The organism is Citrobacter sp. S55_ASV_140, assembly GCF_018919505.1.
GTDB classification, from domain to species: domain Bacteria; phylum Pseudomonadota; class Gammaproteobacteria; order Enterobacterales; family Enterobacteriaceae; genus Citrobacter; species Citrobacter werkmanii.
In genome coordinates this window covers 1-19419 of sequence record NZ_JAHLQZ010000045.1, presented here as the reverse complement: position 1 = coordinate 19419, position 19419 = coordinate 1, and the positions used below count along the sequence as shown (strand labels likewise).

Here is a 19419-nt window from a genome sequence, read left to right as displayed (position 1 = left end):
ACCATGCTTTTCCCTGAATCATTGTGCAATCCCTGACGTCCTTTCGCATTGCTACATGCAACCGGAAAGACGAAGGGGAGATAAAGGAGAAAAAAATGTATAAAAAAAGAGCGTTATTAAGCCTGCTGTTGTTATCTGCCAGCGTATCTGTTTTTGCGGCAAACATGGAAAGCAAAAATGTTCAGTTTCCAAAATGCGAAGGGCTGAATGCTGATGGTATTGCGGCGAGCGTGAAACGTGATTATCAGCAAAATCGCATCGCGCGCTGGGCTGACGATCAAAAGCGTGTTGGGCAAGCCGATCCTGTCGCCTGGGTTAATACCCCCGATATTACGGGCAAAGATGGCAAATGGTCGGTCCCGCTGACGGTTCGCGGAAAAAGCGCGGATATTCACTATCAGGTAAAAGTCGACTGCCAGGCCGGAACGGCGGAGTATCAACCGCAGTAATGAGCGTATTTGCACATCTTTTGATGAGCTGAACACTTCCTGACATCCCCTCGGGTACGCTTTGACGATTATTCGTCTGTACTTGAGGGGCAAAATGGCTAACTGGCTGAACCAACTACAATCTCTTCTTGGGCAAAAAGGATCCTCCGCATCATCTTCCGGCGAGCAAGGGCTGAGTAAACTTCTGGTCCCTGGCGCGTTAGGCGGTCTGGCGGGATTACTGGTTGCCAACAAATCCTCACGTAAGTTACTGAGCAAATATGGCACCAGCGCGCTTCTGGTGGGTGGTGGTGCGGTTGCCGGAACCGTGCTGTGGAACAAATACAAAGATAAAGTTCGCGCCGCGCATCAGGATGAGCCGCAGTTCGGCGTACAAAGCTCGCCGCTGGATGAGCGAACTGAACGCCTGATCCTGGCGCTGGTTTTTGCGGCTAAAAGCGATGGTCATATTGATGCCAAAGAGCGTACCGCCATTGAACAGCAGCTTCGTGACGCGGGTGTTGAGGAGCAAGGCCGCGTTCTGATTGAACGGGCTATCGAACAACCGCTGGATCCTCAGCGCCTGGCGCAAGGGATCCGCAACGAAGAAGAGGCGCTGGAAATATACTTCCTGAGCTGTGCGGCGATTGATATCGACCACTTTATGGAGCGCAGCTATCTGAATGCGCTGGGTGACGCGTTGAAGATCCCACAGGATGTTCGTGACGGCATTGAACAGGATCTCAAGGCGCAAAAACAGGCTTTACCGGGTTAATTACTTATCGCTAAGGCGCATGTTTCGCTTGCATCATCGCTGTCTTTTGCCACCCTTATAGGATGTTTAAGCAAAAGAACAATGACATGCTACCAAAAGCTTCTCGTATTCCTCACGCCATGACGCAGCATGGCGATACACGTGTTGATAATTATTACTGGTTGCGAGACGACACCCGCTCGCAGCCGGACGTGCTCGAATACCTGCAACAGGAAAATGCGTATGGCCATCAGGTTATGGCTTCGCAGCAGGCTTTGCAGGACCGCGTTCTGAAAGAAATTATCGACCGTATTCCCCCACAGGATGCGTCCGCTCCCTATGTGAAAAATGGTTATCGTTACCGGCATATTTATGAACCGGGATGTGAATATGCCATTTATCAGCGCCAGTCGGTTCTCAGCGAAGAGTGGGATGAATGGGATACTCTGCTGGACGGCAACCAGCGCGCAGCCCACAGTGAATTTTATACGCTGGGAGGGCTGGCGATATCACCCGATAATAGCATTATGGCGCTGGCCGAAGATTACCTCTCTCGTCGGCAATATGGCGTTCGCTTTCGCAACCTGGAAAGCGGCAACTGGTATCCGGAAGTACTGGATAACGTTGAAGCGGATCTGGTCTGGGCGAATGATTCCCAGACCTTCTATTACGTTCGCAAACACGCCACGACGTTACTGCCGTACCAGGTCTGGCGGCATACCGTTGGATCTCCCTCGTCACTGGACGAATTGGTGTACGAAGAAGCCGATGACATGTTTTATGTCAGTCTGCATAAAACCACATCGTTACATTATGTGGTGATCCATATCGCCAGCGCGACGACCAGTGAGGTTCTGCTGTTGGATGCAGAACTGGCCGACGCCGAACCGTTGCTTTTTTTAGCGCGGCGTAAAGGCCACGAGTACAGCCTCGATCACTATCAGCACAAGTTTTATCTGCGCTCTAATCGTGAAGGTAAAAACTTTGGTCTGTACCGCACGCGCGTACGCAATGAACAAGCGTGGGAGGTGCTGATCCCGCCGCGCGAAAACGTCATGCTGGAGGGGTTTACCCTGTTTACCGACTGGCTGGTGGTGGAAGAACGCCAGCAGGGTTTAACCAGTCTGCGTCAGATCAATCGCAAAACGCGCGAAGTGATCGGTATCGCCTTTGACGATCCGGCGTATGTGACCTGGCTTGCCTATAACCCGGAACCGGAGACATCGCGACTGCGCTATGGCTATTCCTCCATGACCACGCCGGACACGTTGTTTGAACTGGATATGGACACCGGGGAGCGTCGCGTGCTTAAGCAGACGGAGGTCCCCGGATTTGATGCGGCGAATTACCGCAGCGAACATGTCTGGATCACCGCGCGCGATGGTACCGAGGTTCCGGTCTCACTGGTTTATCATCAAAAGTATTTCCTGAAAGGGAAAAACCCATTACTGGTTTACGGCTATGGTTCGTATGGCGCCAGTATGGATGCTGATTTCAGTAGCAGCCGTTTAAGCTTATTGGATCGCGGCTTTGTTTATGCCATTGCCCATGTACGTGGCGGCGGTGAATTGGGTCAGCAATGGTACGAAGACGGTAAGTTTCTGCACAAGAAAAATACCTTTAATGATTACCTCGACGTCTGCGATGCGCTGCTAAAAATGGGCTATGGCGCGCCATCGTTATGTTACGGCATGGGGGGAAGCGCTGGCGGAATGTTAATGGGTGTCGCCATCAACGAGCGCCCGGAGTTGTTCCATGGCGTGATTGCTCAGGTGCCGTTTGTCGATGTGGTGACCACGATGCTGGATGAGTCAATTCCACTCACCACCGGTGAATTTGAGGAATGGGGTAATCCGCAGGATCCGCAGTACTATGCGTATATGAAAAGCTACAGCCCCTATGACAACGTCACCGCGCAGGATTATCCGCATTTGCTGGTCACGACGGGATTACACGACTCCCAGGTGCAATACTGGGAACCGGCAAAGTGGGTGGCAAAATTGCGTGAGCTGAAAACGGACGATCGCTTGCTGTTACTGTGCACGGATATGGATTCCGGGCACGGCGGCAAGTCCGGGCGTTTTAAATCTTACGAAGGCGTGGCCCTGGAGTACGCGTTTTTGATTGGGCTGGCACAGGGAACGCTGTCTGGGCAAGCTTCAGATCAGATGTTATCCAGATAGTGCTTCAGCGTTAATCGCAGCTCCGGGCTCATACTGTCGAGGTTATTAAATAACCAACGCAGATAGCCCGGATCGCGTTCTGCCACCTCTGATACCGGTTTTCCACGGTACTTACCAAATGTGAAAGTAGTGAGTAATGCAGGGCGGCCGGTAATGTCGACCATCTGCTCTGCGGTCCAGCCTGAAGTCTGCATGATGTCGATCAGCAAAGCCGCAGTGATGTAGCAATCGTACAGAGCGCGGTGGTGATGCAGGCCTGCAGGCGTCTGAACGTTCAGCTTACGTGATTTGTACAGCGCCATATTGCTGTATTTGATTCCTGGCCACAATCGACGGGAGAGCTTCATGGTGCAGATCCACTCTCCGGGCATCTCTGGCAATACGCGGCGGTCGAAACTTGCGTTGTGCGCCACATACCACTCACTACCGTAATAGTGCGGAATGATATCTTCAATCCATGGCTTATCGGCTACCATCGCTTCAGTAATGCGATGAATAGCCATCGCCTGGGGGCTAATGGGGCGGTCAGGGCGCACCAGGTGGCTCATTGGGTTAACTATCTTTCCATCAACCACATCGACAGAAGCAATCTCAACAATGCCTCCCTGCAGACCACAGGTTTCTGTATCTATTATGCGCAACATGCCATGCTCCCGACCGAAACGACTAGCGTAATGGAATGATATCACCTTGCCAACCCCGTGGCGTGCGTTGACCGGTTAAGAGCAAAGAACCGCTGTCGGCGCGTACAATCAATCGACCTCGCTCGTCCCATAACGCGCTGCTCCCGCGTGCATTGGCCATTAATACCGCGATGGCAAATTTATGCGAGAAACTTTGTAGCTGAGATGCGGATGAGAGGAGTTCTGGCTCGCTGACGGACTGGCTACTGGTGAATAACGAAAAAGCAGGATCGATATCAATACCTTCTGGCTGACTATCCACAACGCTGATGGCATTGCGCTGTCTGGCAATACAAGCCCCGTGGCTCTGATGAAACGTTAATGGTGATGTCATCCAGGGAGAGAAAAGCGCAATGCCTTTCACAAAACGATTGTTATGCTCTACCGGCAATCCCGCGATAATTGTCATGCGGTAAGTTGCTGCGGCATGCGCCAGCGGTTCCAGCAACGCTTCATCAGGTGGCGCTGGGAGGGAGTCATTCTCATCAACGCAGCCCAACAAGGAGAGGGCGGGGAAGACCAGCAATTCACATTGGCATTGTGCGGCTGCCTGAATGAATTGCAGGTGATGGGCAACGTTTTCGGTCACTGACGCGTGAAGGGGTTCGTATTGTGCTGCTGCGATTTTCCAGTGTGACATAATGATTTCCTTTTCATAGTGTCTACAACCATCTTTAAAGTATAGATTAAGAATATACTTATACTGTAGCAGGCATCATGTAAGGAATCGTAACGTAATATAAGTTTTATTTAACTTTCGGCTCGTACGGTAAACGTGAAAGGGAGACGGATGCCAGGCGATGCGCGATGAGTCTTTCACGAAACCAGTCGCGTAAATGTTCGGGCTGTTCACGTTCAACCACTTCGGCAACGATCGGCATATTGTAGCGTTCTTTAAATGCGACACCCGCCGCGGCCAGGTCAACATTGACCTTATCCATTTCGGCTTGCTCCAGTTTGGCCAGATTGATGTTCATAGGCTGCTCCTTTTCTCTGTCTTCCGGCGCGCAAAGTTACTAAGAGTGCGCATTAATGGCAAGACACAATTGATGATTCTCGACTCGATCATTGTAGAAGGTTATTCTCTATAGATTAGACATAACAAAAAGGAATAGTTGAAATGGCTTCATCTGCATCTTCGCTACGTAATACTCTCATCGTACTCGCCAGCCTCCTCGCAACACCCGCTGCATTGGCGCATGCTCACCTGACAAAACAAAGTCCGGCGGCGAATGCGGAAGTCACCGCTTCTCCCCAGGCGCTGACGCTGAATTTTTCTGAGGGCGTCGAACCTGCGTTCAGCGGCGCAACGTTGACAGGTCCACAAAAGGAATCAATCAAGACGGGCAAAGCGACCCGCAGCGATCAGGACAAAACGCAACTGATTATTCCGCTCGCTCAAACGCTGGAGGCCGGAAAATATACGGTGGACTGGCACGTTGTATCCGTGGATGGTCACAAGACAAAGGGACAATATACCTTTAGCGTGAAATAACCGATGCTGGCATTTACCTGGGTTGCCCTGCGATTTATTCATTTTACCGCGTTGATGCTGGTGTTTGGTTGTGCGCTTTACGGCGCATGGCTGGCTCCCGTTTCGGTTCGCCGTTTAATGATGCGTCGTTTTTTACGTCTGCAACGCCATGCCGCGACGTGGAGTTTTATCAGCGCGACGCTAATGCTGGCGATCCAGGGGGGCTTAATGGGCTCAGGATGGCGGGATGTCGTCTCTACAGACGTTTGGGGCGCCGTTCTGCAGACGCAATTTGGCGGCGTCTGGCTATGGCAGATTATCCTCGCGATGGTCACGTTGGTGGTGACCATCGTTGTGCCGCGCAGCATGTCGCGACTGCTGTTAATGCTGACGATTGCTCAGTTTATTTTGCTGGCAGGCGTTGGACATGCAACGCTGCATACTGGCGTCGCTGGGGCTATCCAACAGGTTAACCATGCCTTACATCTGATATGTGCCGCCGCCTGGTTTGGCGGATTGCTGCCCGTACTTTACTGTATGAGAATGGCGCAGGGCCGCTGGCGGGAACAAGCGATCGGAACCATGATGCGTTTCTCCCGCTATGGGCATCTCTTCGTGGCCGGGGTTTTACTTACCGGGATTATGAATGCCCTGTTTATTGTCGGTGTTTCCGGCTCATGGCACATGGCTTATGGGCAACTGCTTTTGTTAAAAGGTGCCCTTGTCATGCTAATGGTAGCGATTGCCCTGGCGAATCGGTATGTTCTGGTACCACGCATGCAGCAGGATAATGGCTGTGTGACGCTCTATTTCATTTGGATGACAAAACTGGAATGGGGAATAGGGGCCGTTGTGCTGGCGATTGTCAGCCTGTTTGCAACCCTCGAACCTTTTTGATTGATGGACTGGCAAAACGCATGAAAAAAATCATTCTCTCTTTACTACTACTGGCAAGTTCAGGGGCCGCGCTGGCAGCGCCACAGGTCATCACCGTCAGCCGTTTTGAGGTTGGCAAAGATAAGTGGGCGTTTAATCGGGAAGAGGTGATGCTGACCTGCCGTGCAGGTCACGCGCTGTATGTCATCAATCCCAGCACGCTGGTGCAATATCCATTGAATGATGTTGCCAGAGAACAGGTTGCGAGCGGTAAAACCACGGCGAAGCCGATTGAGATTATCCAGATTGATGACCCGACGAAACCGGGTGAAAAAATGAGCCTGGCGCCGTTTGTTGAGCGTGCAGAAAAACTCTGTTAATTGTCAGATGTAGCGTTCTGATTTCCAATAAAAAAACCGCAGGAACTCACAGGAGAACTTGCGGTTTTTACATTTGGTCGTGTAACAGACTGCCTTTTTTTCCGGTCACTTTAGTCGCGGACTGGAAAACCTGGCGCTGTCATCTATTCTTAAATGGCAGGGTAACTTAGCCTGCATTAATGCCAACTTTTAGCGCACGGCTCTCTCCCAAGAGCCATTTCCCTGGACCGAATACAGGAATCGTATTCGGTCTCTTTTTATGCGGATTTCATTTCAATAAGTTAGAACGTCATGTCCAAAAATTTCCGAAATTTGTCCACATATCAGTATTTGGGATTGCTTCGTTATACCACACAGTTTTTAACATTCACAGTGTATTTGCAGAGAAAAAGAACAGGGATGGGCGCTGTTTTTCCTCGTATCCTAGAGTGTGCATGACGTATGTGTCAGTGTTTTCAGTGGGTTCTTGTTCCCTCAGACGTTTGGACTCGCTTGTACCGATAGCGGTATACTTCTTCATCAATAGGTGAAGTTCTCACCACTGACTCGGGACTTAGACTCACAGTAAAGAGACAGAAGAAATGGATAAGTTTAAAGAATGGCTGGTGATGGAAATTGGTAATGCAGACGATCTCTCTTCCTCATTAAATCTCTACACTAATGTCTATCAGTTAATACCTGAATATAAATTTGTATTTTCGTCTCCTAAAGGTCCATATCCGGGCTTTCAAACTAACAAAAAGTTCGAAAACGGAGCATCTATTCGTTCTTTATTCAATGATGAAAACGTGTTCGTCATGGATCCTCAAACGATAGAAGAAATGTTTAGTGATAAACGCTGCTCTACTTTTAAAATAGACTACTCAATATCCCTTGATAGCCAGGCATTAAGTTATTTGCGGCCTTATATTAACGGAAAGGTCTCAGGTTTAGATGATGACATTGAAGAAATATTCAATTTTATTTCCCATAAAAATACTCAGGTAGATTCTGTACTGTATGAACTGGAGAATCTTAACAATTTAGATGTAAAAGAAAACCATCATAAAATATTTGATAAATTGTTAGGTTACGAGTTTATAAAGGATGTAGATTTCATCAAAACGGGAAATACCGGGAAATTGACATCAAAAATATCACAAAGTGAGCTTTTACTTAAAACTGACAGACATTTTAATTCTATGCTTGCTAAACACAAGGATTCTGAGTTCAGGCGTGCGCTACGAGATCGACATGATAGTATATATGCTTACCTTCTAATGATGAGTATTATCCAAATCAAATCACCCGCCAGGTCGCTAAAGAATAAACTTATCGATCTGTTAATTTTTGCACACAACAAAGTCGGTTTTCTGGCCACAAGAGAGCTGATTCTTGCAAGTGAGTTCTTTAAAAGAGGAACTCAATTTAGATTTTTTAACAAGATACATAAAAAATCAAAAAATATGTGGCCAGCTTTACATGGGATGGCATGGGACCTTACTCATTGCAGATATTTAGAACAAGCTATTACCTTCAATACCGGAAATGACCAACGGTATTTTTTCCCTGGAATTTTAAGCTGTGATAAAGGATTTATTGAAGCTATGGAACTGACACCATTAAAGGCCGTTGCATTTAATACCCAGGGTGGGCCGCCACTGCTCTTTTACCATGATAATGACGTGAAAAAAATCACAGCAGACATACCTGAGGTTATTGATTTTTATATAAAAATAACAAGCAAACATAAAAGAGAAGAAAGAGCCAGCACGCGAAATGCACCCACTTATGACCTGCAATCTATTGTTACAGAACTGGAAGAAGAGCTGGAAGCTGTTGCCCAGGTGCCTGTTAGGCGGGCTGATCACATAGGGTCGTGACACCAGCATCGTTCGGAATTTTGCTGCTATGGTTTAATTAAGTGAAGGGTAATATTTGTATGCAGGAGGTCAAATGGGACAGCCTGACAATATCTACCAGCGGATCGCAGCAACAAACTGGCGACACGTCTGGGTCGTTGGGGATCTCCACGGTTGCTTCTCTTTATTGATGGCTAAACTGCGCCAGTGCCATTTTGATCCCTGGCAGGATCTGTTGGTTTCAGTGGGCGATGTTATCGACCGTGGCCCTGACAGTCTCCGTTGCCTGCGCCTGATGCGTAAAAGCTGGATTGTGGCAGTCAGGGGCAATCATGAGCAGATGGCGTTGGATGCACTGGCGACGGGGGAGCAACTGTCGTGGTTTATGAACGGCGGCGCGTGGTTTGCTCACGCGGATCAGCCCGCGGCGAGGTTAGCACTGGAAGCGTGCCGAAAGTTACCCTGGATTCTGGAACTACGCTGCCGGAGTGGTATACACGTTGTTGCTCATGCTGATTACCCGGATGATGATTACCAGTGGCAAAAAGAGGTCGATTTACAGCGGGTACTGTGGGATCGAGCGCGGTTGATGAACAATGGTAACGGCATACGCGGCGCGGATCACTTTTGGTTTGGACATACGCCGCTGCGGCATCGGTTGGATCGCGACAATCTGCACTATATTGATACCGGTGCGGTATTTGGCGGCGAATTAACGCTGGTGCAACTGCAATAATCAGAAATCACTGTATTCCTGGGCCGGACGCCAGAAGCTGTCGATATAATCGTCCGCAGGCAAACATCCGCCGTTACGAATGCGCTGATCGTCCATCGATACAAGGCATTGCTGCTCAGTTTTGTAGACATCAACCACGATATCTTCACAACCGCCGTCAAGGTAGCACACAAAAAGAACCAGCGTGAACATTCCATCCTCTAATGGTAAAGCCATACCTCTAGTGTAGAAGATGTTGATAGATGAGGGAAATTAGCCAGGAAATAACCCGTCTGGCGACGGGTTCTTTTTGAATCAGGCAAGGCGCATGATCCAGGCATCTGACTTACGATCGTAGTGCTCGCGAAACAGAACAGAATGTTCTCCATTCAGAAGGGCCGGGACGCTGGTGTCGGCATCCCAGGCGTCCAGTTGCATACATAAATCCGGATCGGATTTACATGGAATGGTTAACGTTCGGTCCCCCGGCGATTCGCCATGCAACTCGGCGTCGTCGATTTCAAAAGCGCCAATGCGCACACTGGTTTTCATCATCGTGCTCTCCGTTTATCTGCTGATTGTGGTACGACCAGTTAGGCCGTCCATTTTTCAGCGTAGTCAACGTTAGCAAAAGCGCCAGTCAAAACGTGCGTTATCCTGTAAAGAGTTTGCCATCTCGGACAAGATCGCGTGGATAGCTATTCTTCAATCGCGATCCAATACGCTTTGCCAGGCCGATCGGCTGATGCTGGAAGGTAACCAACACGTCGTCAGTTGTGGGTGAAGTTTGCGGATAAACATCTCTACCGCGATACCACTCTTCCGCTTCGGCAAGGCTCAGTTCGAACGCATGGCTATGGCCTGGATCGGCGAGGGCGATGACGGCTTCATGCTGCCAACGATACCCTTTGTTGTGGGTCTCAGCCAGTTTAACCCCGAGGCGGGAAAAACGAACTTTGCCAATCAGGGGTTCAATCTCTGTCGGAAATAACCAGATCTCTTTATCGCGCTGCCACAGGCGCAAATTGTCTGCCCATTGTAATCCGCAGGCGTTAGCGGCCTGGGCAACAAGCGCGGATTCACGTCCTTTCAGCGGGCTGAACGGGAAGTTACCCACTTTATATTTCGGTGAGGGTAGCGCAGGAATGGCGGCCGTTTTGCGCAAACGCGCGACGAAGAATCCTTCACAATCGTAGATCTGCGGGAACACATGCAGGAATCCTTCCGGCGTCAGGGCGCGTTCAGCCTCCGGGAATAAATCGCCCAACGGTAAAAATTCAACGGCATCCGGGTAGGTTTCAATCAACCACTGCATAATGGCTTCGTTTTCGTCACGGTTCAGCGTACAGGTTGAATAAACCAATGTGCCGCCGGGACGCAGAGCGTGAAAAGCGCTGTCGAGGAGCTCACGCTGGGTTGCGGCAATTTCCAGATTACTTTCTATGGACCAGTTTTTCAGCGCATCGGGATCTTTACGTACCACGCCTTCGCCGGAACATGGAGCATCCAGCAATATGGCATCGAATGTTTCTGGTAATGCCGCGCCGAATACCCGCCCGTCAAAATGGGTCAGGGCGACATTGTTGATACCGCAGCGACTGATATTGGCATGCAGGACTTTGACGCGACTGGCGGAAAACTCATTCGCCAGAATCACGCCCTGATTATTCATTTTGGCGGCAATTTGCGTGGTTTTGGAGCCGGGAGCTGCCGCGACATCCATTACGCGTTCCGGGGTATTGCCATCGGCAAACAGCGCGGCGACTGGCAACATTGAGCTGGCTTCCTGAATATAAAACAGGCCGCTTAAATGTTCTGCGGTGCTGCCGAGCGGCAGTGACGTTTCATCATCGCGTTCAATCCAGAAGCCTTCAGCACACCATGGAACAGGGGTGAGCGACCAGTTATATGGCGCTGTCAGAGTGAGGAAATCGGCAACAGAGATTTTCAGCGTATTGACGCGGATGCTACGGCGCAGCGGACGCTGGCAGGCAGCGAGAAAATCATCGAATGAGAGCGTGGAAGGCATTGCTTCACGCATTTGTGTCAGAAAGGCGTCGGGAAAATAAGCCACTTGGTACCACCGGCAAAAAAACAGGTGCGCAGTGTAGCATAAGTGCTCCGGCGCGAGCACGCCGGAGCAAAGGGAGAGGTTATCGTGGCAGGGCGGTTCCCCATTCACGCCACTCTTTCGGTTCGCTTTCCTGCAACAGGAAGTGTTTACCAGCCTGTGCTTTCGGTGCCAGTGGCGTACCCGGCGGGGTTGCAAAGGCGATCCCACCGCGAATGAACTGATTAAAGGTACCGGTCTTCACGACGCCGCCGGTCAGGCCGAAGTCGAGACTGTAGCCGGATGCCAGCCAGAATACAGAGTTGTTACGCACCAGATGCTGATAGCGCTGGCTGATGCGCATAGCGATCATCACGCGATCGGAAAGGGAGCCGAGCGTCAACCCGGTGACGGTCCCCACCTCAATACCTCTGAACAGAACTGGCGTACCGATGTTTAATGAACCCGCTTCCGGTGCTTCCACCACAATACTCAGACCATCGAGGTAACGAGAGTCGGTGATAGTAGCTTCCTGCAGCTCAAAATCACGGCGCGGGTTACCGCGGCCAGGTTCAACGTTGATATACGGCTGTAAGATGGTATCTAAATGCTCCACGCCGGCTGCTGAGATTTGCGGGGTAATCACGGAGAAGCGTGTGCCGCTACGCGCAAAGGTCTGTACGTACTCCGGATACAGTACCGCTTTGGCCTGAACTTCGTTACGGGCAGTGATCAGCTCAAGCGTCTGGATCTGGCCAATATCGATTCCCAGATAGCGAATCGGCATCCCGGCCGCCAGTTTACCGGCATCGAAAGCGTGCAGGGTTATCTGGCCGCCCACCGCACGCGCAGCAGTTTCTGACGCATACAGAATCCGCTTGTCGCCTTTGCGTTGGCTGGCGCTAGCGCCGCTCAGGTTATCGAAGCTTATTGCGCCTTTAATCGCTCGCGACAGGGGAGAAGCCTGAACGGTTAAACCGCTGCCGTTAAGCTGAACCTTGGCGCCGCCCTCGGCCCAGAACACACTGTTACTGGTCAGCAGGTTGCGATATTCCGGCTTGATATGCAGATCGATATCAAACGCATCGGCGCGTGGACGAACGCTAATGACTTCACCGACTTCGAATTTACGATACAACACCACCGAACCGGCCTGCACATCGGGCAGCGTCTCGGCACTCAGGCTGACCGTGGTGGTTGGCAGATCGCTCAGGCTGTTCTCAATCGCTTTTTCCAGGTTGGCATACAGCGGATAGCTTTTTTTCATTTCACCTTTTGTACCAGGCAAAATACGAATGCCGCCGCTGATCCACTCACTGGCGCTGGCACCAAGAAACTCCACGCCATCAAGCCCAACTTTGACATCGACCCGACTGTTGACCACAAACTTACTGTCGCCTTGCACCAGCGCGCGATGCTGCGGTTCGATGGCGACGGTAAACGAAACGCCTTTGCTGGAGAGCGTGCGCTCAATCACCTGACCGACCTGTACGCCGTGAAGAATCAGCGGTTGGCCGGCATCAATCCCGTAACTTTCTGGCGCGGTCAGCGTCAGCGTCATGACGCCCGGATCGTGTAACAATGATTGCTCTGCAGGAATCACCGCAAACTGGTTACGCGGCTCGCCCTCGCCAGGTATCAGTTCGAATGTTTTGCCCGTCAGCAGCGAACTGAGATTCGCATCGATTAATGATAATTTAGGGCTGTGTAATTCAATACGCGTATTGTCGCGCAATAGTGTGACGACGCTGGGATCGACCGTCATCTCGCCGGTGACTTTCCCGCCCGGATTTAAATCCAGTTTGGTCAATTGGCCGACTTCCAATCCTTGATACATCAGCGAAGTTGAGCCTGCTTTCAGTCCGTCGCCGCTGGGTAAGTCGAGCTTAACGATCACGCCGCGCTGGCTGTGCGCGAGATCCTGATACAAACCAAACGTGTCGTCGGCAACGGCGGGTTGCGAATCTTCCGGTGAGTCAAAGGCAATGGCGCCATTTACCAGCGCAGCCAGACTCTCCAGTTTCACTTTGGCGCCGCTGAGGCTGACATCCGCGTCTACCCCTGATACGTTCCAGAAACGACTGCCTTTTTTCACCAGATTGGTAAAGCGACGTTCAATCAGCACGTCGATGGTTACGCCCTGATTATTTGGATTAATGGTGTAGTCATAGACCCGACCTACAGGGATTTTGCGGAAATAAACCAGCGAGCCGCTATTAAGCGAACCGAGGTCGGGGGCCCGCAGGTGCAGCATCAAATCGCCGTTGTTCAGACGGTATTTCGGCTGCGTATCAAGCGCGACGAAATGATCCTCTGGCTCGCCGGTTCCGGGCATCATGCCGATATAGTTGCCGCCAACTAACGCATCCAGGCCGGAAACCCCCGCCAGCGACGCTTTCGGCGTGACCAGCCAGAACTGGGTATCTTTGCGCAGTGCATCTTTCATATTTGATTTGATGCTGACGCGGACTTCAATTTTACGCAGGTCTTTGCTGAGGTTGATGTCCTGCACCGTGCCCACTTCGACGCCCTGATAGCGAACAGGGGTACGGCCAGGCACAATGCCGTCCGCCGACATAAAGTCAATGGTTACGGTATTACCGCGATCTTCATAGCTTCCCCAGATAAGCCATCCTGCAATCATCAATGCGATGAACGGCAGCAGCCAGAACGGGGAGATACGACGTTTTGTTTTAATCTGCGCTTCAGTCTGCGAAGCGGGCGTTTCCTGACTCATGTGCATCCCAAAGTAAGCGGCTGTCCAGCCATTCCACTGCAAGAATAGTCAATATTACCGCTGCGCCGAAATAAAACGCAGCCGGTCCCATAGTAAAAGCAAGTATCTGATCGCGATTAATCAGCGACATGGTTAAAGCGATAACAAAAAGATCCAGCATTGACCAGCGACCAATCCAGGTCACTATGCGCAGCAGTTTGATGCGGGTACGCAATCCTTGCTCACATTTAAAATGAATGCTGATGAGCAACGTAAACATCACAATCACTTTGGTGAATGGCACCAGAATACTGGCAATAAACACGATCGCCGCCACGCCGATATTACTGTTCGCCAGAGACAGTATGCCTGACATGATCGTGTCTTCCTGCCGGGAGCCATTGACATAAATAATCGAGATAGGCAGGAGGTTAGCAGGCAGCAGCAGGACAATCGAGGCCAGCAGAGCAGCCCAACATTTTTGAATACTTTGATTTCTGCGCCAGCGCAACGGTATGTGGCAACGAGGGCAGCGACCGCGGGCGTCCGGATACCCTGTAAAGTGGCAACCAAGGCAAACGCGAAGCTTTTCATCGGGCCGACGAGCAGGCCTTTGTGGGTAAAAACGGTCCCAAAGCTGTTCTACGTTGAGGTGCGATAACGTCAAAATACTGAGGATCACCAGCGCAATAAAAGCAAACAGTCCCACCCCAGGTTGCAAATAAGCATAGTCCTGAACTTTAATTGACGCGACGCCGATACCCACAAGATAGATATCGAGCATCACCCACTCTTTGAGCCTTTCCAGCATCAGTAGCACCGGACGCAGGTTCATCCCGAGAATATTACCAAACCACAGATAAGCGATTGAGGTAACGAGAATAATCGGCGCGCCTGCAACGCAAAATAGCACGAAAGATGCGGTGAGTGGGTCACCCTGGCGGGTCATTTGCCAGATACCCTGCATCACATTGGCGTCAATGCGTACACCGAGCAAAAAAATATGTAACAGCGGCTCTCCCCAGGCGAAGGGCATCAGCAGCAACATGGTGACAGCCATTGCTGCCAGCCGCGTTAAGGACCAGTCGCGTCCGTCACGGATTTTTGCCTGACAGCGTGGGCAGAATGCGCTTTGGTGCGAGCGCATTTTAGGCAAGCTAAATATCAGGTCGCATTCAGGACAACGATGATAATGTGCACGCGGTAGTGCCTCGCCGATAGACCTGATGGCTATTTTTTTAGTTGGCGTTATGCGTGATGTCGTAAGGGCCATGTATCGCGTATCAAAATGTTGAAGTAATGTTATCTTAACTCATGACGGGAATGATCTTGAGCATTAACGCATTTAATGTTTATTTTAGTAGGCTGCAGTTTTAAGTAAGACAACTAAGTGATTACATAATGAACAAATCAGAGCTATACACGGATCTGAACCGTGATTTTCAGGCATTAATGGCAGGTGAAACCAGTTTTCTGGCAACGCTGGCAAATACCAGCGCATTGTTGTACGAGCGTCTTGCACAAGTAAACTGGGCCGGTTTTTACCTGCTTGAGGGCGAGACTCTGGTACTTGGCCCTTTCCAGGGCAAAATTGCCTGTGTGCGGATCCCGGTAGGGCGTGGTGTATGCGGTACCGCGGTGGCGCGCAATCAGGTGCAGCGTATCGAAGACGTGCACGCGTTTGACGGGCACATCGCATGCGATGCCGCCAGCAACGCGGAAATCGTTCTGCCTGTCACCGTTGAAAATCAGATAATCGGCGTGCTGGATATTGATAGCACTGCGTTTGGTCGCTTCACTGAAGAAGACGAACAGGGGCTGCGTACGCTTGTGGCACAGCTTGAAACCGTGCTTGCAACGACGGATTACAAAAAATTCTTTGCGAGCGTCGCAGGATAATCAACGGATAACGTAGCAATTACTGATGACGTCATTATAATGTCGCCTGTTCATGCCTGCGCTTGTTGGCTACGTCCGTTGTAATCAGGAAATTTCATGGAAAATCAACCTAAGTTGAATAGCAGTAAAGAAGTCATCGCGTTTCTGGCCGAACGCTTCCCGCAGTGTTTTAGTGCTGAAGGCGAAGCGCGCCCACTGAAAATTGGCATTTTTCAGGATTTGGTAGAGCGTGTTGAGGGCGAAATGAACCTCAGCAAGACACAGCTCCGTTCTGCCTTACGTCTCTATACTTCAAGCTGGCGCTATCTGTATGGCGTTAAATTGGGCGCAACGCGTGTTGATCTCGACGGCAACCCATGTGGTGAGTTGGATGAGCAACATGTTGAACATGCTCGCAAACAGCTGGAAGAAGCTAAAGCTCGCGTTCAGGCGCAACGTGCAGAGCAACAGGCGAAAAAACGCGAAGCGGCCGCTGCTGCCGGCGAAAAAGAAGACGCACCGCGTCGCGAGCGTAAGCCGCGTCCTGCTCCGCGTCGTAAAGAAGGGGCTGAACGTAAACCTCGCGCTGAAAAACCAGCAGCAAAAGCACCGCGTGCTCCTCGTGAAGAACAGCATACCCCGGTATCTGATATTTCAGTGCTGACGGTAGGGCAGTCCTTGAAGGTGAAAGCAGGTAATAATGCGATGGATGCCACCGTATTAGAAATCACCAAAGATGGCGTCCGTGTACAGCTGAATTCGGGTATGTCTTTGATTGTACGCGCAGAACACCTGGTGTTCTGAAACGGAGGCCAGGCCTGGCATGAACACTTTTTTTAGGCTTACTGCGTTAGCTGGTCTGCTTGCATTAGCAGGCCAGGCACTTGCTGTAGAAGACATCACGCGTGCCGATCAAATCCCCGTTTTAAAGGAAGAAACCCAGCATGCGACGGTGAGTGAACGTGTAACTTCACGTTTTACACGTTCACACTATCGCCAGTTCGATCTGGATCAGGCGTTTTCGGCAAAAATTTTTGACCGCTATCTGAATCTGCTCGACTACAGCCATAACGTGCTGTTGGCGAGCGATATCGAACAGTATGCAAAAAAGAAAACTGTCCTCGGCGATGAACTGCGCACGGGCAAGCTGGATGTCTTTTACGATCTTTATAATCTGGCGCAAAAACGCCGATTTGAACGATATCAGTACGCGCTAAGCGTGCTGGTGCGTCCAATGGATTTTACCGGGACTGACACCTTTAACCTCGACCGGAGCAAAGCTCCGTGGCCGAAGAGCGAAGCAGAGCTCAATGCGCTGTGGGACGGCAAAGTAAAATTTGACGAACTCAGCCTGAAGCTGACCGGTAAAACCGATGCGGAAATTCGCGAAACGCTGACACGTCGCTATAAATTTGCCATTCGCCGCCTGGCGCAGACGAACAGTGAAGATGTGTTCTCACTGGCGATGACGGCTTTTGCTCGTGAAATAGACCCGCATACTAACTATCTTTCTCCGCGCAACACAGAACAGTTTAATACTGAAATGAGCTTGTCTCTGGAAGGTATTGGCGCAGTTCTGCAAATGGATGATGACTACACCGTCATTAACTCCATGGTGGCAGGCGGCCCGGCAGCCAAGAGCAAAGCGATAAGCGTTGGCGACCGTATTGTCGGCGTGGGCCAGACCGGAAAAGGCATGGTCGATGTGATTGGCTGGCGTCTGGATGATGTTGTGGCGCTGATCAAAGGACCTAAAGGCAGTAAAGTTCGCCTCGAAATCCTGCCTGCTGGTAAAGGCACCAAGACGCGCATTGTCACGCTAACGCGTGAACGCATTCGTCTCGAAGACCGCGCTGTTAAAATGTCTGTGAAAACCGTTGGCAAAGAAAAGGTCGGCGTACTGGATATTCCTGGTTTCTATGTTGGTCTGACGGATGACGTAAAAGTTCAGCTGCAGAAACTGGAAAAACAGAATGTCAGCAGCGTGATTATCGATCTGCGTACTAACGGTGGTGGCGCACTGACCGAAGCGGTCTCGCTTTCTGGTCTGTTCATTCCTTCCGGCCCGGTGGTTCAGGTTCGTGACAATAACGGCAAAGTGCGTGAAGACAGCGATACCGACGGTGTTGTGTATTACAAAGGTCCGCTGGTGGTGTTAGTCGATCGCTTCAGTGCCTCGGCATCGGAAATTTTTGCCGCGGCAATGCAGGATTATGGCCGTGCGCTGATCGTCGGTGAACCGACCTTTGGGAAGGGCACCGTACAGCAGTATCGTTCTCTGAACCGTATTTACGATCAGATGCTGCGTCCGGAATGGCCAGCGCTGGGTTCCGTTCAGTACACGATCCAGAAATTCTACCGTGTAAATGGTGGCAGTACACAGCGTAAGGGCGTTACGCCGGATATCATCATGCCGACAGGTAATGAAGAAACTGAAACCGGTGAGAAGTTTGAAGATAACGCGCTGCCGTGGGATAGCATTGACGCGGCAACCTATACAAAGTCTGATAACCTGACGCCATTTGGACCTGAATTGCTAAAAGAGCACAATGCACGTATTGCGAACGATCCTGAGTTCCAGTACATCATGAAGGACATTGCGCGATTTAATGCGATGAAGGATAAGCGCAGCATTGCTTCTCTGAATTACGCTCAGCGTGAGAAAGAGAATAACGAAGATGATGCACTGCGTCTGGCGCGCATCAACGACCGGTTCAAGCGTGAAGGCAAACCGTTGTTGAAGAAACTGGACGATCTGCCGAAAGATTACCAGGAGCCGGATCCGTATCTGGATGAAACGGTAAAAATCGCGCTCGACCTGGCGCATCTTGAAAAAGAGAAGCCAGCGGAACAGCCCGCAACCAGTCAATAACCTCCAACAGGCACAAGAAATTGTGCCTGTTTTTTTAACAACCGCATGAAGACGTCAGTCTGATACGATAAAATGTAAAGTTGTGTCTTTCTGGTGACTTAGCACCTATGGATGCTTGAAAATAGCCATAAGACCCATACGATATGGGTAATCGCATAGTGCGTTTTGTTAAATTGAGGTTAAAAGAAAATTATGATGCGAATCGCGCTCTTCCTGCTGACGAACCTGGCTGTGATGGTCGTTTTCGGGCTGGTATTGAGCCTGACAGGGATTCAGTCAAGCAGCGTTCAAGGCTTGTTGATCATGGCACTGCTGTTTGGTTTTGGTGGTTCCTTCATTTCGCTGCTGATGTCCAAATGGATGGCGTTAAAGTCCGTTGGCGGGGAAGTGATCGAACAGCCCCGTAATGAAAGAGAACGCTGGCTGATGAATACGGTAGCGAATCAGGCCCGTCAGGCGGGTATCGCTATGCCGCAGGTTGCAATCTACCATGCGCCAGATATTAACGCGTTTGCTACCGGTGCGCGCCGGGATGCTTCGCTGGTGGCTGTGAGTACTGGCCTGTTGCA

20 protein-coding genes are annotated in these 19419 nt (G+C 50.7%); 12 read left to right on the top strand and 8 right to left on the bottom strand.

The window, feature by feature from the left end; translation table 11 throughout:
* The first annotated feature begins 95 nt into the window (after positions 1–95).
* The 3 genes from yebF to ptrB all read left to right on the top strand — a co-directional run bounded on the left by yebF (position 96) and on the right by ptrB (position 3365).
* A complete protein-coding gene (gene yebF, locus KQJ18_RS09710) occupies positions 96–449 on the top strand; it encodes a protein YebF (protein ID WP_038641408.1) in 354 nt (117 codons plus the stop codon).
* A gap of 94 nt (positions 450–543) precedes the next feature.
* Complete coding sequence (locus KQJ18_RS09705; protein WP_038641405.1) at positions 544–1203, top strand: tellurite resistance TerB family protein; 660 nt, start codon at positions 544–546, stop codon at positions 1201–1203.
* Between the two features lie 86 nt (positions 1204–1289).
* Positions 1290–3365: an oligopeptidase B gene (gene ptrB, locus KQJ18_RS09700; protein ID WP_216421890.1), complete on the top strand. Its 2076-nt coding sequence runs from the start codon at positions 1290–1292 to the stop codon at positions 3363–3365.
* On the opposite strand, the gene exoX is transcribed toward ptrB, so the two are convergent.
* The 3 genes from exoX to KQJ18_RS09685 all read right to left on the bottom strand — a co-directional run bounded on the left by exoX (position 3347) and on the right by KQJ18_RS09685 (position 5025).
* Positions 3347–4009: an exodeoxyribonuclease X gene (gene exoX / locus KQJ18_RS09695; RefSeq protein WP_038641401.1), complete on the bottom strand. Its 663-nt coding sequence runs from the start codon at positions 4007–4009 to the stop codon at positions 3347–3349. The genes ptrB and exoX overlap by 19 nt on opposite strands.
* A gap of 22 nt (positions 4010–4031) precedes the next feature.
* Positions 4032–4688: a carbon-nitrogen hydrolase family protein gene (locus KQJ18_RS09690; protein ID WP_069324701.1), complete on the bottom strand. Its 657-nt coding sequence runs from the start codon at positions 4686–4688 to the stop codon at positions 4032–4034.
* A 106-nt stretch (positions 4689–4794) separates the two neighbouring features.
* On the bottom strand, positions 4795–5025 hold the full coding sequence (locus tag KQJ18_RS09685; RefSeq protein ID WP_038641397.1) for a DNA polymerase III subunit theta: 231 nt from the start codon (positions 5023–5025) through the stop codon (positions 4795–4797).
* A gap of 143 nt (positions 5026–5168) precedes the next feature.
* On the opposite strand from KQJ18_RS09685, the gene yobA reads away from it, so the two are divergent.
* The 5 genes from yobA to pphA all read left to right on the top strand — a co-directional run bounded on the left by yobA (position 5169) and on the right by pphA (position 9355).
* On the top strand, positions 5169–5543 hold the full coding sequence (gene yobA, locus KQJ18_RS09680; RefSeq protein ID WP_038641395.1) for a CopC domain-containing protein YobA: 375 nt from the start codon (positions 5169–5171) through the stop codon (positions 5541–5543).
* Positions 5544–5546: 3 nt separating this feature from the next.
* Positions 5547–6419: a copper homeostasis membrane protein CopD gene (gene copD / locus KQJ18_RS09675; RefSeq protein WP_069324700.1), complete on the top strand. Its 873-nt coding sequence runs from the start codon at positions 5547–5549 to the stop codon at positions 6417–6419.
* Between the two features lie 20 nt (positions 6420–6439).
* Positions 6440–6778 (top strand): YebY family protein, encoded by a 339-nt coding sequence (locus tag KQJ18_RS09670; protein WP_038641391.1) that lies wholly within the window; start codon positions 6440–6442, stop codon positions 6776–6778.
* 581 nt (positions 6779–7359) lie between these two features.
* A complete protein-coding gene (locus KQJ18_RS09665) occupies positions 7360–8640 on the top strand; it encodes a hypothetical protein (protein WP_085048049.1) in 1281 nt (426 codons plus the stop codon).
* 73 nt (positions 8641–8713) lie between these two features.
* Positions 8714–9355, top strand: a complete 642-nt coding sequence (pphA, locus tag KQJ18_RS09660; protein WP_087856062.1) for a protein-serine/threonine phosphatase — start codon at positions 8714–8716, stop codon at positions 9353–9355.
* Here the strand turns inward: pphA and KQJ18_RS09655 are convergent, their stop codons facing one another.
* From KQJ18_RS09655 to yebS, 5 genes are all read right to left on the bottom strand, one after another.
* Positions 9356–9547, bottom strand: coding sequence for a YebW family protein (locus KQJ18_RS09655; protein ID WP_032939629.1), 192 nt, complete (start codon positions 9545–9547; stop codon positions 9356–9358).
* 102 nt (positions 9548–9649) lie between these two features.
* A complete protein-coding gene (locus KQJ18_RS09650) occupies positions 9650–9886 on the bottom strand; it encodes a YebV family protein (protein WP_029139506.1) in 237 nt (78 codons plus the stop codon).
* A gap of 100 nt (positions 9887–9986) precedes the next feature.
* Positions 9987–11408 (bottom strand): 16S rRNA (cytosine(1407)-C(5))-methyltransferase RsmF, encoded by a 1422-nt coding sequence (gene rsmF, locus KQJ18_RS09645; RefSeq protein WP_071888146.1) that lies wholly within the window; start codon positions 11406–11408, stop codon positions 9987–9989.
* A gap of 79 nt (positions 11409–11487) precedes the next feature.
* Entirely contained in the window at positions 11488–14121 is a 2634-nt protein-coding gene (locus tag KQJ18_RS09640) for a PqiB family protein (protein ID WP_216421889.1), read from the bottom strand.
* Positions 14090–15373, bottom strand: coding sequence for a membrane integrity lipid transport subunit YebS (yebS, locus tag KQJ18_RS09635; RefSeq protein ID WP_038641303.1), 1284 nt, complete (start codon positions 15371–15373; stop codon positions 14090–14092). The genes KQJ18_RS09640 and yebS overlap by 32 nt, the downstream gene beginning before the upstream one ends.
* 128 nt (positions 15374–15501) lie before the next feature.
* Between yebS and KQJ18_RS09630 the strand changes: the two genes are divergently transcribed.
* From KQJ18_RS09630 to KQJ18_RS09615, 4 genes are all read left to right on the top strand, one after another.
* Complete coding sequence (locus tag KQJ18_RS09630) at positions 15502–15999, top strand: GAF domain-containing protein (protein WP_038641301.1); 498 nt, start codon at positions 15502–15504, stop codon at positions 15997–15999.
* 96 nt (positions 16000–16095) lie between these two features.
* Positions 16096–16782: an RNA chaperone ProQ gene (gene proQ, locus KQJ18_RS09625; RefSeq protein WP_003833781.1), complete on the top strand. Its 687-nt coding sequence runs from the start codon at positions 16096–16098 to the stop codon at positions 16780–16782.
* A gap of 19 nt (positions 16783–16801) precedes the next feature.
* Entirely contained in the window at positions 16802–18850 is a 2049-nt protein-coding gene (gene prc, locus KQJ18_RS09620) for a carboxy terminal-processing peptidase (RefSeq protein WP_216421887.1), read from the top strand.
* 192 nt (positions 18851–19042) lie between these two features.
* The coding region (locus KQJ18_RS09615; RefSeq protein ID WP_216421886.1) for a M48 family metalloprotease at positions 19043–19419 on the top strand (377 nt) is incomplete at its 3' end.